Origin of the sequence: Amycolatopsis sp. NPDC059657 (assembly GCF_042734395.1) — a bacterium.
Classification (GTDB): domain Bacteria; phylum Actinomycetota; class Actinomycetes; order Mycobacteriales; family Pseudonocardiaceae; genus Amycolatopsis.
The window spans coordinates 46,239-60,068 of sequence record NZ_JBHWEB010000021.1 but is presented as its reverse complement, the minus strand read 5'-3'; the positions used below and the strand labels follow the sequence as shown (position 1 = coordinate 60,068).

The following is a 13,830-nucleotide window of genomic DNA, read 5'->3' as shown; positions in this document are numbered from 1 at the left end:
CCTCCCAGTATTCGGTAGTACCCCCAATTCGGAAGTTAGCGTTTTCTGCTGTCACGCCGCTGTCGCATTAGTAGGCAAAACGAACAAAGGGGCCGTGCGCCGACCTTACGGCGCACGACCCCTGATGATCTAGTGGCGGTTCAGCCATCCCTGGTGGTGAGCCGGGAGTACGCCAGCGACAGCGCGATGACGATGTAGCAGGCCGCTCGCAGCGCGCCCTCGGCGAGCTGGCCGCTCGGCATCGGGTCCTGCAGCGTCTCGGTGAGCGCGCTGGACCAGTTCTGCGTGAGCAGGAACGGGTGCAGCCACTTCACCGCGGACAGGAAGGTCAGGATGGTGAACACCACGTCACCGGCGAGCACGGCGACGACCACCAGCATCGGGTGTTCCGTCCACGCCGAGATCGCCAGCGCCACCGCGCCGACCGCCCACAGCTGCAAGGTCACCCAGGCGACCGCGATCAGCACCCGGCCCAGCGCCTCGGGCAGCGAGAGCGTGGAGCCGGAGATGGTGAACAGCGAGTCGGTGCCGTTGATGACCAGGCCGGTGATCGTGGCGGTCGTGGCCATCGAGAGCACCGCGACCAGCGAGACCGTCGCGACGCCGAACGCCTTGACCCCCAGCAGCCGTCCCCGGCTGACCGGCGCGAGCAGCCAGCCGCGCAGTGTGCCGTGCGCGGCCTCACCCGCGATCGCGTCCGCGCCCGCCATCGCCGAAGCCAGCGGCAGCAGCAACGCCAGCGTCATGGTCAGCGCGGCGATCGGCAGCACGTAGGCGTTGCCGACCGCGGCCGTGAGCAGCGGGCCCGCGCTGTCATCGGGGCCGGCGCCACCGGCGCCGGGATCGACCAACGTGAGCGCGACGCCGATGACCACCGGGATCGCCGCCAGCATGCCGAGCACCAGCAGCGTGCGCGGGCGCCGGAAGATCCAGCGGAGCTCGGCGCGCAGCAGCCTGGTCAGCGGGACCGTGTCGTGTCCCGCGCGCGCGGGAGCGACGGCGGACGTCATGACGTCACTCCTTCGTCGATGACGGGCAGGCCGTCGGGGGTGGCGGGGTCGTGCTGGGTGAGCCTGGCGAAGAGATCCTCCAAGCCGGTGCGCGCGCGTTTCGCCTCGTATACCGCGACTTCCGCGCGGATCAGGATCGAGAGCACCTCGGGCGCGGTCGTGGACGTCAGGTCCGCTCGGATGCCTTCGGGGCTGAGCCTGGTGGTGATCCTGTGTTCCCGCAACGCTTCCACGGCCTTGTCGGCGTCCGGAGTGGACACCACGAGCGACGGGCTGCCGGACTCCAGCAGCTCCGCGAGCTCACCTTGGGCGACCACGGTGCCGTCGTGCAGCACCGCGACGTGCGTGCAGGTCGCCTCGACCTCGGCCAGCAGGTGCGACGAGACCAGCACCGTCACGCCCTCGGCGTGCAGCTCGCCGATGATCCGCCGGATTTCCCTGGTGCCGGCGGGATCCAGGCCGTTGGTCGGCTCGTCGAGCACGATCATCTTGCGCGGCACCAGCAGCGCGCTCGCGAGCCCGAGACGCTGCTTCATGCCGAGCGAATAGCCGCGATACCGGCGATGCGCGGCGCCGGCGAGGCCGACGCGTTCGATCGCGTGCTCGACAGCGCCGGGGATGCCCGCCGAGGTCAGCCGTGGTTCGGCGGCGGCCATCCGCATCAGGTTCTCGCGCCCGGACAGGAACGGGTGGAAGCCCGGCCCCTCGACGAGCGCGCCGACGTCCGGCAGCGCCTGGCCCGCGCCGTCCGGCATGGCGTGGCCGAGCAGTTCGACCTCGCCTTCGGTCGGGCGGACCAGGCCGAGCAGCATCCGGATGGTGGTCGTCTTGCCCGAGCCGTTGGGGCCGAGCATGCCGAGCACGGCGCCTTCCGGCACCTCCAGATCGACCTGGTCCACCGCGACCGTGCCCCGGTAGACCTTGCGCAACCCCCTGGTCCGCGCGGCCAGCGGGACCGACGGGGCGGGCGCCTCTCGCGAAACGCCCGCACCGCTCATCGTCGTGCCACTGGTCACTTGGCGGCCAGCGCTTCGTACAGGACCTGCTCCGGCACCGCGCCCGCGGCGAAGCGGCCGTCGTCGGTGATCAGCGCCGTGCCGACCTTGGTGCTGATCAGCACGCCGGAACCCCAGGTGCCGCTGACCGGCTTGCCGAGCTTCGACAGCAGCGCCTTCGGGTCGGCGGTCTTGCCGTCCTTGGACGGCTTGAGCTGCTGCGGCTTGAGCAGGTCTGCCGAGAACTTGCCGGTGAACGCGGTGTCCCAGCCGTCACCGACGACCTTGAAGTCCTTGCTCGCCTTTTCGGCCTGAGCCAAGGTCTTGTCGTCGAGCTTGGGCTGCTCGTCGGTCACCTTCGCGTCCTTCGGCGGGGTGAACTGGAACAGCTCCGCGGGCTGCGCGGTGAACTCGATGTCGCTGAACGCGATCTGCAGCGCCGGCTCACTCGAACCGTTGGAGAGCACCGAAACCCGCAGCGGGAGCCGCGTCTCGGAGTCGACGGCGACGCGGATCTCGCGCAGCAGCGTCTTTTCCGTCGGCTTCGGGGTCAGCACCAGCTCGTACGCCGGGCGGTCGGCCACCCTGGCGGTGCCGTCGACGTTGACGATGCTGCTCTCGCGCACCTTGCCGAGCAGTTCGGCGGTCACCGCCGTCGGGTCGCTGCTCGCCTTGTCCTCGACCTTGCCGGGCTCCACCGGGTACACCGTCTTGCTGGCGGTGTTGGTCTTCGAGCTGTAGTGCCAGACGGTCTTGCCGTCGTTGATCGTGGTCTCTTCGGTGTTGCCCTGCTTGATGGACAGCTTCGTGCTGCCGGTGCCGCTGTTGAACAGCCGCGCCTCGTCGAACTTGAGCGAGCTGGCGCCCGGGATCGCGTTGAGCATCGGCAGGCCGAGGTTGTCCGAGACCTTGACGGTGCCGTCGAACGCGGGCTGCTTCGCCGTCAGCACGGACTGCACGAGGTCGTCGGCGCTGACCGCCGGAAGGACAGGCGCGTCACCCGCGCTGGCGGGCATCGCGATGAAGGCCAGTCCCGCGGCCCCCAGTGCGGTGCCCACGACCGCGGCCGTGAGTGCCTTCGTCTTCGGTTTCATCGTTTCTCCCTGTGTCTGACGAGCTCCAGTGTGCTCGCCTCCCTGCCACGACGCTTCCCTCCCGAGGCTGAGATACCGCTCAGTCTCAGCGCTGTGAACTGAGATGGCGCTGAGAGGACGCGCGTGAGCAGCGAGAACCGTGCATGCTGAGAAATGTGAAACCTCGGGTGCTGGTCGTCGACGACGAGTTGGGCGTGCGCAAGGCGCTGCAGCGCGGGCTGCGCGCGGAGGGCATGGACGTGGTCACCGCCGCGGACGGGCCGAGCGGGCTGCGGCTCGCGCAGACCGGCTCGTTCGACGTGCTGCTGCTCGACATCATGCTGCCGGGCCTGTCCGGGTACCGGATACTCCAGCATCTGCGCGCGGGCGGCGTGCGGACGCCGGTGCTGCTGGTGTCGGCCAAGGACGGCGAGATCGACCAGGCGGACGGCCTCGACCTCGGCGCCGACGGGTACGTGGTGAAGCCGTTCTCGTTCGTCGTGCTGGTCGCGCAGATCCGCGCGGTGCTGCGCCGCGCGACCTCCGACGGCGCGCGCGGGCCACTGCGCATCGGCGCGCTGGTCGTCGACAGGGCGACCCGCGAGGTGCGGTGGAACGACGAGCCGGTCGCGCTGAGCCCGCGTGAGTTCGCGCTGCTGGAGGTGCTCGTCGGGCGCGCGGGGACCGTGGTGACCAAGGACGAGCTGCTGCGCGCGGTGTGGGGTGACGAGCAGGCGGCGACGCGCAACGTCGTCGAGGTCTACGTCGGGTATGTGCGGCGCAAGCTGGACGCGGTCGGCGCCGGTTCCCTGCTGCGGACTGTCAGGGGGCACGGCTATCTTGCTTCCGATGCGCAATTGGACGAAGTGATGAGCCCGGGTTGATCCGCACGTGGTGGTGGCGCAGGTCACTGCGGTTCCGGATCGCGTCGATGGCGGCCGCCATCACGTTCGCCTGCCTGCTGGGCTTGTCACTGCTCGCGGGCAAGGGGCTCGGCCCGCTGCTGACGGAGTCGGTCGACAACGAGCTGGCCGCCGCGGTCGCTTCGGCGTCGACCGCGGTGAGCGCGGGCCAGCGGCCGCAGGCGCCGCCCGGCGTGACCGTGCGCGTGCTCGACACGGTCGGCGACCCGGTCGACGGCCAGTCGTCGCCGGGGCTGTCCGCGCACGTCGTGCACGACCTGAAGGCGGGCGACCGCGTCGAGACCGATGGCGCGCGCTGGCGTGGCGCGGTGGTGAGCGCGCCCGACGGCTCGCAGCGGCTGGTGGCCGCCTACGCGGGCAGGGTCGGGTTCACCTCCGCCGTGCGCAGCGGCTCGTTCTGGCTGCTCATGACGGCTTTGCTCGGCGCGCTCGTCGCGACGTTGACCACCTGGCTGGTGGTCAGGTCGGCACTGCGCCCGGTCGCGCGGATGGGCCGGACATTGCACGCGCTGCCGTCCGGCGAGCGGCTGCCGCTGCCCGAGGCGCATGACGAGCTGCGTGCGCTGGCCGCCGAGTTCAACGCGCTGCTGTCGCGTCAGGAAGAGGCCAACGACCGGCTGCGGCGGTTCACCGGCGACGCCGCGCACGAGCTGCGCTCGCCGGTCGCGTCGATCCGGGTGCAGGCCGAGGTCGCCGTGGCCAACCCGGATCCCGAGCTGTCGCAGGAGACGCTGGCGGACATACTCACCGAGGCCGAGCGACTGTCCGCGCTGCTCGACGGCCTGCTCTCGCTGGCCAGATCCGACGCGGGCGAGCTGCCGCCCGCCGAGCCGGTCGAGCTGGTGTCCGAGGCCCGCGCCGCGCTGAACAGGCTGCCGCAGGGCTCACCGGACGCGCGCCTGAGCGGTGTGACCGGCCAGGTGTGGGCGTGGGCGACGCACGCCGAGGTCGAGCTGGTGCTCAACAACCTGCTCCGCAACGCGTGCCGGTACGCCGAAGGCCAGATCGTGGTGTCGGTGCTGGCCAGGCCGTCGACCGTCCGGCTGGTGGTCGACGACGACGGCCCCGGCATCCCGCCCGAGCACCGTGAACGCGTCTTCGACCGGTTCTACCGGGTCTCGGGCGACCGGGCGCGCGCCTCGGGCGGCACCGGCCTCGGCCTGGCGATGGTCGCGGAAGCCGTCCGCCGCCGCGGCGGTCAGGTCCAGGCCGGCGAGTCACCCGAGGGCGGCGCCCGCTTCCAGGTGACCTGGCGGGCCGGTCGTTAAGCTGCGCGCCGTGACTGTGATCGTCGGTGCCGCCGTGGTCCGTGATGGCGCCCTGCTCGCCCAGCAACGCGCCTGGCCGGCGGACCACGCGGGCCAATGGGAACTCCCGGGCGGCCGCGTCGAGCCTGGCGAAACCGAAGGCGTCGCCCTGTACCGCGAATGCCAGGAGGAGCTGGACGTCGACATCATCGTCGGCGGCCGCGTCGGCCCGGACGTCGCTTTGCCGGGCGGCAAGGTCCTGCGCATCTACGCGGCCTCGCTCCTGAGCGGCGAGCCTCGCGCCGTCGAGCACAAGGCCCTGCGCTGGCTCACCCCCGACGACCTCACCGACGTCGACTGGCTCCCCGCCGACCGGGAACTCCTCCCCGACCTGCGCCTCCTCCTTGCCCGGCCCAGCTAAAAAAATCCCAATGTGGCTTTCGTCAGCTCCGAGCTGACGAAAGCCACATTGGCGTGCTGAAACCTGACGAATGCCGCATTGGGAGGCTGAAACCTGACGAATGCCGCATTGGGATTTTTTTCCCAGGGTTCAGCCGGCGCCGACCAGGCGGAGTGCGCTGGTCAGGCGGTGGTCGCCGCGCTCCGAGGCCCTGGCCGCGCCCGCTTTGCGGACCCGGTCGAGCTCGGCCGGGTCTTGGAGCAGGGCGTTCGTCGCCTCGCGCAGTGGACGCAGGGTCTCGATCACCGCCTCGGCCGTCGCGTCCTTGAGTGAGCCGTAGGTGGTGTGCTCCGCGGCGAGATCCGAGGGGGAGCCGCCGGTGCAGCCCGCCAGTATCTCCAGCAGGTTCGCCAGGCCGGGGCGGTCCTCGGGCGAGTAGACGACCTCCGAGCCGCCGTCGGTGACCGCGCGGCGGATCTTGCGGCCGATCAGGTCGGGCTCGTCGAGTACCGAGACCACGCCCGCCGTGTCCTGGGCGGACTTCGACATCTTGCGGGTCGGGTCGCTCAGGTCGCGGACGCGTGCCGCCGCCGGTGGGAGCACCGCCTGCGGCATGGTGAAGACCTCGCCGTAGGTGGTGTTGAACCGGCGCGCCAAGGTCCGCGCGAGTTCGACGTGCTGGCGCTGGTCCTCACCGACCGGGACCTCCGAGGCGCCCTGGAGCAGGATGTCCGCCGCCATCAGCGTCGGGTACGTCAGCAGGCTGAGCCGGACACCGGCCTGGCCTTTCGCCTTCTCCTTGAACTGGATCATCCGCGCGGCCTCGCCGTAGCTGCAGGTGCACTCGAGGATCCAGGTCAGCGCGCCCAGCTCGCGGGCGATATCGGACTGCACGAACAGCCGCTCCGGCGAGATCCCGGACGAGATGAGCACGGCGAGTCCCTCTGTAGCCAGAGATCGGAGCCTGCCTGGATTATGGCTCGTCGTCATCGCATGGAGATCCGACATGAAGTACAGATCGTGCTCGGTGCCCTCGGCTGCCCAGCGCTTGATGGCACCCAGGTAGTTGCCCAGGGTGATGTGGCCTGAAGGGGTGACACCGGACAGTCGGGTCATGGTCGTTTCCTCTCGGTGTTGCCCGAGCGGGGACACGAAAAAGGCCGCCCGATCGGGCGGCCTGTGGTCTGTTTCAGCGCACAGTCGAATGGCCGCCTGGCGACGGCCACCACTGGGTACTCACGGTGCGCATGATCTTCATCCTAGCGGTGCTGGCAAGCCCCCCCACGTGTCAGTAATGGGAAAGTCAAGCGCCGCAACGGAAAATCGATCACTTCACTCATTCCGGGCACCCGGCGTCAATAAACCGTATCGACACGCCGGTGACCGTGTGCCGACCGCGTAAATCGGGGTTACCGTCAGAGGATGTTCGTCGTATTGCTCAACTACACAGCCCCCATCGAAGAGATCGACTACGTGCTCCCAGACCATGTCGAATGGCTGGCCAAACAGTATGAGCACGGCCATTTCCTCGCCTCCGGCAGGCGGAACCCCCGGATTGGCGGGGTGATCATCACCAGGCCGATGCTGCGAGGAAAGCTGGACGCGCTGCTGGCGACGGATCCGTTCTCGCTGCAGCACCTGGCGAAGTACGAAGTGATCGAGTTTTCACCGACGAAGACCGCACCGGAACTGCGGATCATCAACGAGGCGCTCGCGAGCTAGGGGTGTGCCGCGGGGACACTTGGCGGCCCCGCGGCCGGAAACGAAACGTCAAGCGGCGGCGGCCAGCTTCGTCTTGGCCTTCTTCAGCGCGAGCACCGGGCACTTCTTGCAGCGCGACTTCGACCGGCAGCACTTCTTCTTGACCTTGCCGGCCTTCATCCACTTCCGCACGATGTCCTGCGGGGTCTTTTTACCCACGTGTCGCCTCTCTGAGCAGTCGACCCAGGTTAGGTGAGGCTTACCGATCTTGGGGCGTGGGCCTGCTCACAATCGGGCAACAGGTATCCTTGTGTAGTCCGCGTGTGGCCAAAGTCGGCCGCTGCATGCCCGTGACCGGGTGACGCGGCCACCCACACCCGCACTTAAATGAGTCTCAGGAGCCCACGCGTGCCCGCAGCCAGCGCCTTCGCGGTCGAAACCGGCAAGTCGACGTCCGGTAAGACCCGGCCCGACCTGCGCAACGTCGCCATCGTCGCACACGTCGACCACGGCAAGACCACCTTGGTCGACGCCATGCTTCGCCAGTCCGGCGCCTTCGCCGAGCGGGCCGAGGTCGTCGACCGCGTGATGGACTCCGGGGAACTGGAGCGCGAAAAAGGCATCACCATCCTCGCGAAGAACACCTCGATCCACCGCGAGACCGAGAACGGCGCGGTGACCATCAACGTCATCGACACCCCCGGTCACGCCGACTTCGGCGGCGAGGTCGAGCGTGGTCTCGCCATGGTCGACGGTGTCGTGCTGCTCGTCGACGCCAGCGAGGGCCCGCTCCCGCAGACGCGCTTCGTGCTGCGCAAGACCCTCGAGGCCGGCCTGCCGGTCATCCTGCTGGTCAACAAGACCGACCGGCCGGACGCCCGGATCTCCGAGGTCGTCGAGGAGACCCACGACCTGCTGCTCGATCTGGCCAGCGACATCGAGAACGCCGACCACGACGCGATCCTCGACCTGCCGGTCGTCTACGCCTCCGCCCGCGCGGGCAAGGCGAGCATGGAGCAGCCCGCCGACGGTGACATCCCCGACGCCGAGAACCTCGACGTGCTCTTCGACGTCATCCTGCGCCACGTGCCCGAGCCCTTCGCCGACAAGGAAGGCCCGCTGCGCGCGCTGGTCACCAACCTCGACGCGTCCAACTTCCTCGGCCGTATCGCGCTGATCCGCATCTTCTCCGGCAACCTCCGCAAGGGCCAGGACGTCGCGTGGATGCGCGAGGACGGCACCACGCAGAAGGTCCGCATCTCCGAGCTGCTGGTCACCGAGGCGCTCACCCGCGTCCCGGCGACCGAGGCCAGCGCCGGTGAGCTCGTCGCGATCGCCGGTATCCCCGACATCACCATCGGCGACACCCTCGCCGACATCGAGAACCCCGAGGCGCTGCCCCGGATCACCGTCGACGAGCCCGCCATCTCGATGACCATCGGCGTCAACACCTCGCCGCTGGCAGGCCGCTCCGGTGGCGACAAGGTCACCGCGCGCCTGGTGAAGGCCCGTCTCGACCAGGAGCTCATCGGTAACGTCAGCATCAAGGTGCTGCCGACCGAGCGCCCCGACACCTGGGAGGTCCAGGGCCGTGGCGAGCTGGCGCTGGCGATCCTCGTCGAGCAGATGCGCCGCGAGGGCTTCGAGCTGACCGTCGGCAAGCCGCAGGTGGTCACCCGGATCGTCAACGGCAAGGTCCACGAGCCGTTCGAGCGCCTGTCGATCGACGCCCCCGAGGAGCACCTCGGCGGCATCACCCAGCTGCTGGCGGCGCGCAAGGGCCGCATGGAGCACATGGGCGGGCACGGCTCCGGCCGCATCAAGCTCGACTACGTGCTCCCGGCGCGTGGCCTGATCGGCTTCCGCACCGACTTCCTCACCGAGACCCGCGGCACCGGCATCGCGAACCACGTGTTCGAGGGCTACTTCCCGTGGGCCGGCGAGATCCGCACCCGCCACAGCGGCTCGCTGGTCGCCGACCGTTCCGGCCCGATCACCTCGTACGCGATGATCCAGCTCGCCGACCGCGGCACCTTCTTCGTCGAGCCGGGCGCCGAGGTCTACGAAGGCATGGTCGTGGGCGAGAACCCGCGTGCCGAGGACCTCGACATCAACATCACCAAGGAGAAGAAGCTGACGAACATGCGTCAGTCTTCCGCCGACGTGATGGAGACGCTGGCCCGCCCGCGCAAGATGGGCCTGGAAGAGGCGCTGGAGTTCTGCTCGGTCGACGAATGCGTCGAGGTCGCGCCGGATGTGGTCCGTATCCGCAAGGTCACGCTGGACGTCAACCAGCGCGCCAAGGAGCGCAACCGCAACAAGAACCGCGACAAGGACTGATAAACCCCAGGTCAGGGCTCGTGAGTGGTATTGCCGGTTCTAACCGGCCATACCACTCACGAGCCCTTTCCCATACGCCTTAACAGGTGTTCACCGGCAATATGGGAATCTCGGGTGTACGCGGAGCCCTGCCGTGACAGCATGGCGGCTCAAACCCGATTTGCAGGAGGTAAGCGGCGTGCGGATGAGCAGGGCAGCGGGACTGGGACTCGTTGCGCTGATGATGAGCGCGTGCTCGTCGACGCCTCCGCCGCCGGTCGTCTCGTCCACCGCGAACCCGTCAACGGTCGCGCAGACCAAGACCCCTTCGCAGATCGTCATCGGCGTCGACGACGTGATCGGCGGTTACAACCCGCACAACCTCGCCGACACCTCCACGGTCACCACCGCGCTCGCGCAGCTGCTGCTGCCCTCGGTTTTCCGTACCAAGGACGACGGCACGCGCACGCTCGACACGAATCTCATGAAGTCGGCGCAGGTCATCTCCGAAGCACCCTTCACGGTGGCCTACGAGATCCGTCCGGACGCGTCGTGGTCCGACGGGGCCCCCATCGCCGCCGAGGACTTCGCGTTCCTCCGTGACGCGATGAGGGACGAGCCCGGGGTCATCGCGCCTGCCGGCTACCGGCTCATCCAGGACGTCCTGTCGCGTGAGGGCGGCAAGCGCGTCGAAGTCACCTTCACGAAGCCGTACCCCGGCTGGCAGACGCTGTTCGGCGACCTGCTGCCGGCGCACCTGCTCAAGGACGCTCCCGGCAGCTGGAAGGGCGCGCTCGCGAGCAGTTTCCCCGCGTACGGCGGCCCGTTCTCGCTCAAGGGCATCGACATCGCGCGCGGCGAGATCATCCTGGAGCGCAACGACCGCTACTGGGAGAAGCCCGCCGCCGTCGACAGGCTGGTGCTGCGCCGTGCCGACCAGCAGGGCATCGCGAACGCGCTCGCCAGCGGGAACGACCAGTTCGCCATCGTCAGGACGGACGCGACCGGTGTCACCAGGCTCGGTTCGCTCGGCCCGACGATCCAGCTGACCACGCTGGCCCGGCCGCTGGTCGCCGACGTGCTGCTCCGCCCGGTCGGAGCGCTCTCCGACGACAAGGTCCGCGCCGGCGTCGCCGCGCTGCTGGACCGCAACAAGCTCATCTCCGACGGCATCGCGGGCGGCCCTGCCAAGCAGGCCGACGCCCAGGTGCGCGCGCCCTCGGTGCCGGGCTACGCGGCCACCATCCCGTCCGGACCGCCCGCGACGCCGGACGCCGCGCAGGCGGAGGAACTGCTCAAATCCGCCGGATACGCCAAGGAAGCCGGTACCTGGCGCAAGTCGGGCAAAGCGCTTTCCGTTGTCGTCGCCTCGCCCGGTAAGCAGGAGCCGTACGCGCTGATCGCCAAGAGCCTCAAGGATCAGCTCGTCGCGGCCGGGATCGAGGTCAACGCCGTCGCGCCGCCGCCAAGGGAGCTTTTCGCCCTTCAGCTGGCCATGCCGGTGGTGAACGGCAGGCAGCAGGCCACCCCGGACGCGGCCGGTGCCGTCGGCGTGGACATCGCCGTTGTGCCGCAACCGGTCGACGGGGACGTGGCGACCGTGCTCGCCTCCACCTTCGGCTGCAGGCCCGGTCAGGCCGAGGCCGACAAGAGCAAGCCTGCCGTCCCGTCGAACGCCGCCGGGCTGTGCGACCCGTCGCTTCAGCCGACGATCGACGCCGCGCTGCAAGGCGGCAAGACGATCGACGACGCGCTTTCCGCGATCGAGCCCGAATTGTGGCGTAAAAATGTTGTGATCCCGTTGTTCCAGCTCGCTGACACGTTAGCTATCGGCGCCGGTATTTCGGGTGTTACGCCTGGTCCTCCGATGGTGGGCCCTTTCGGCTCCGCGGTGAACTGGACGCGTGGAACGAAGTAACCGTTGGGCCAGGTGGACCAATACTTCCGGCGCGTCGGTGTGACCTGACCGTACGTTCGGGTGGTCGCTTGATTCCAGCAGGTAACCACCGTGTTTTCCGGTGTCACCGCTGGCGGTCAAGTACAAGTCACCCTTTGGTCACGATCGCCCCGGAACTGGTGACTGTTCGTGTCTTTCCTTTCTAGCGTGCACCCGCAGTGCGCCAATTGAGTGTCGCTTGGCGTGTCATAAGCTCCGGCCATCTATCCGGAGCGGTGTGGGCTCTAGTTCCCCTACGAGGGCCCAGTGCTAGGAGGGCACACTTCATGAGGAGAAAAGCAGTCTCCGCCTGGTCCATGGTGGCGGCAGCCGCGCTCGTTCTGAGCGCCTGCAGCGGTGGTGGAAGCGGCGATAACGGGAGCGGGCAGAACGCCAGCACCGACGTCAACACCATGAAAACCGGCAAGGCCGAGAGCGGCGACAACTACAAGTTGGCCAACGCTCCGGAAAGCGACCAGGTCACGGTCGCCATCGATGACTCGTTCACCGCGTACAACCAGAACACGCCGGACGCCAACACGTCGTACAACAGCTTCGTGCTGATCACGACGCTGGCCACGCCGTACGTGCTGGACGGTGACAACAAGGTCCTGCTGAACCAGGACGTGATGGACTCGGTGACTGTCACGCAGAACCCGCAGGTGGTGACCTGGAAGGTCAAGCCGAACGTCAAGTGGTCTGACGGCGCGACCTGGGGCTGCAAGGACTTCTACCTCGCTTGGCTGGCCCAGAGCGGCAAGCCGAAGGGTGCGGACGGCAAGGCCGCGTTCGACCCCGCCTCCACCAGTGGCTACAGCCTGATCAGCGACGCCCAGTGCAAGGACGAGACCACCTTCGTGGCCACGTTCGAGAAGCCTTACCTCGACTACAAGGGTCTCTTCACGACCGCGTGGATGATGCCGGCGCACATCGTCGAGAAGCAGACCGGTGTCGCGGACATCTCCAAGGTCAAGCCGACCGACGCGGCCGACATCGGCAAGGTGGCCGAGTTCTGGAACAAGGGCTGGGCAGCGGACTTCAAGCCGGAGCTGAGCCCGGCCTCCGGCCCGTACAAGATCACCGCGGTCGACAAGTCCAAGGAGACCGTCACCCTCGAGAAGAACCCGACCTGGGCCGGCGCCAAGGGTGGCCCGAAGAAGATCCTCGTGCGTGCGATCAAGGACCGCAACGCGATGGCTTCGGCGCTGCAGAACGGTGAAATCGACGTCGCGGCGTCGACCCAGCCGGACAACACCGCCGCCGACAAGCTCAAGGGCCTCGCCTCGCAGGGCGTCGTCTACGGCTCGGCTTCGCAGCTCTCGTTCGAGCACCTCGACCTGAACTACAAGCGCATCTTCGCCGACGAGTCGGCGCGCAAGGCGTTCATGGCGGCCATCGACCGCAACGAGATCGTCGACAAGCTGGTCAAGAACGTCCAGGCCGACGCGAAGCCGCTGAGCAGCCTGCAGTTCTACCCGAACGAGGCCGGTTACGTCGACCTGTACAGCGACAAGGCAGGGCTGGGCGCCGAGAAGGCCGCCAAGATCCTGACCGACGCCGGCTGGGCCAAGGGCCCCGACGGCATCTTCGCCAAGGACGGCAAGCGCTTCTCGGTGACGATCACGCACAACACCAACGCGCGCCGCACCAAGACCGTCGAGATCATCCAGAGCCAGGCGAAGCTGGCCGGTATCGAGGTCAAGGAAGAGACCGACCCGAACTTCCTCAAGGGCCGTGTCTCCGACGGTGGTTACGACGTCGCGCTGTTCGCGTGGTCGGCCGCTCCGTTCAAGGCCGAAGCCTCGACCATCTACATCACCGCCGACAAGGGTGGCGAGCAGAACTGGCAGGGCCTGAGCGACCCGAAGATCGACGAGGCGCTGCAGCGCGCCGTCTCGGCGACCGATGAGTCGGCGGCGACCAAGGCGTACCAGGACGCCGACAAGGCGATCGCCGACCAGCACGCGTCGCTGCCGCTGTTCGCGGTGCCGTCGATGTGGGCATTCCGCGGTATCGACCGGGTCTGGATGCAGTCGTACTTCGGTGCGATGTGGAACGTCGGCGAATGGGCGAAGACCAACAAGTAGTCATGATGCCCATTCCTACCGATTGACCGATATCTGGCGGGTCCGGAGCCAGGCCACGAGCCTGGCTACGGACCCCGCCGGGAGTAGGGGTTGTCCGTGGGTCGACCCCCCCAAAGGTGACAACCGGGCGAGGCGGCGG

12 protein-coding genes are annotated in these 13,830 nt (G+C 68.4%); 7 read left to right on the top strand and 5 right to left on the bottom strand.

Features of this window, described 5'->3' with window-relative positions; translation table 11 throughout:
* Positions 1-140 precede the first annotated feature (140 nt).
* From ACFV15_RS14400 to ACFV15_RS14390, 3 genes are read right to left on the bottom strand one after another with little or no spacing between them, the layout of a single operon-like run.
* The gene (locus tag ACFV15_RS14400) at positions 141-1,010 is read right to left on the bottom strand and encodes an ABC transporter permease (RefSeq protein ID WP_378350749.1); all 870 of its coding nucleotides are present in this window, start codon (positions 1,008-1,010) and stop codon (positions 141-143) included.
* The gene (locus ACFV15_RS14395; protein ID WP_378350855.1) at positions 1,007-2,008 is read right to left on the bottom strand and encodes an ABC transporter ATP-binding protein; all 1,002 of its coding nucleotides are present in this window, start codon (positions 2,006-2,008) and stop codon (positions 1,007-1,009) included. The genes ACFV15_RS14400 and ACFV15_RS14395 overlap by 4 nt, the downstream gene beginning before the upstream one ends.
* Before the next feature lie 14 nt (positions 2,009-2,022).
* Positions 2,023-3,099, bottom strand: a complete 1,077-nt coding sequence (locus ACFV15_RS14390; RefSeq protein ID WP_378350747.1) for an outer membrane lipoprotein carrier protein LolA — start codon at positions 3,097-3,099, stop codon at positions 2,023-2,025.
* A gap of 143 nt (positions 3,100-3,242) precedes the next feature.
* On the opposite strand from ACFV15_RS14390, the gene ACFV15_RS14385 reads away from it, so the two are divergent.
* Genes ACFV15_RS14385 through ACFV15_RS14375 form a run of 3 tightly spaced genes read left to right on the top strand, consistent with a single transcriptional unit; the run spans position 3,243 to position 5,669 of the window.
* A complete protein-coding gene (locus ACFV15_RS14385) occupies positions 3,243-3,962 on the top strand; it encodes a response regulator transcription factor (RefSeq protein WP_378350745.1) in 720 nt (239 codons plus the stop codon).
* Between the two features lie 47 nt (positions 3,963-4,009).
* Positions 4,010-5,269, top strand: a complete 1,260-nt coding sequence (locus tag ACFV15_RS14380; RefSeq protein WP_378350853.1) for a sensor histidine kinase — start codon at positions 4,010-4,012, stop codon at positions 5,267-5,269.
* Between the two features lie 16 nt (positions 5,270-5,285).
* Positions 5,286-5,669 carry a (deoxy)nucleoside triphosphate pyrophosphohydrolase gene (locus tag ACFV15_RS14375; RefSeq protein WP_378350851.1) on the top strand — a complete coding sequence of 128 codons (384 nt, stop codon included), beginning with the start codon at positions 5,286-5,288 and terminating at the stop codon, positions 5,667-5,669.
* Between the two features lie 129 nt (positions 5,670-5,798).
* Here the strand turns inward: ACFV15_RS14375 and trpS are convergent, their stop codons facing one another.
* Positions 5,799-6,764, bottom strand: a complete 966-nt coding sequence (trpS, locus tag ACFV15_RS14370) for a tryptophan--tRNA ligase (RefSeq protein WP_378350743.1) — start codon at positions 6,762-6,764, stop codon at positions 5,799-5,801.
* Between the two features lie 306 nt (positions 6,765-7,070).
* On the opposite strand from trpS, the gene ACFV15_RS14365 reads away from it, so the two are divergent.
* Positions 7,071-7,370 carry a YciI family protein gene (locus ACFV15_RS14365; RefSeq protein ID WP_378350741.1) on the top strand — a complete coding sequence of 100 codons (300 nt, stop codon included), beginning with the start codon at positions 7,071-7,073 and terminating at the stop codon, positions 7,368-7,370.
* 48 nt (positions 7,371-7,418) lie between these two features.
* On the opposite strand, the gene ACFV15_RS14360 is transcribed toward ACFV15_RS14365, so the two are convergent.
* Positions 7,419-7,568 (bottom strand): hypothetical protein, encoded by a 150-nt coding sequence (locus ACFV15_RS14360; RefSeq protein ID WP_176968655.1) that lies wholly within the window; start codon positions 7,566-7,568, stop codon positions 7,419-7,421.
* 189 nt (positions 7,569-7,757) lie between these two features.
* Here ACFV15_RS14360 and typA point away from each other — a divergent pair, with 189 nt between their 5' ends.
* The 3 genes from typA (at position 7,758) to ACFV15_RS14345 (ending at position 13,691) form a co-directional block, all read left to right on the top strand.
* Positions 7,758-9,689 carry a translational GTPase TypA gene (typA, locus tag ACFV15_RS14355; protein ID WP_378350739.1) on the top strand — a complete coding sequence of 644 codons (1,932 nt, stop codon included), beginning with the start codon at positions 7,758-7,760 and terminating at the stop codon, positions 9,687-9,689.
* Between the two features lie 184 nt (positions 9,690-9,873).
* Complete coding sequence (locus ACFV15_RS14350; protein WP_378350849.1) at positions 9,874-11,586, top strand: ABC transporter substrate-binding protein; 1,713 nt, start codon at positions 9,874-9,876, stop codon at positions 11,584-11,586.
* Between the two features lie 305 nt (positions 11,587-11,891).
* Positions 11,892-13,691, top strand: coding sequence for an ABC transporter family substrate-binding protein (locus ACFV15_RS14345; protein ID WP_378350737.1), 1,800 nt, complete (start codon positions 11,892-11,894; stop codon positions 13,689-13,691).
* The last annotated feature ends 139 nt before the right edge of the window (positions 13,692-13,830 follow it).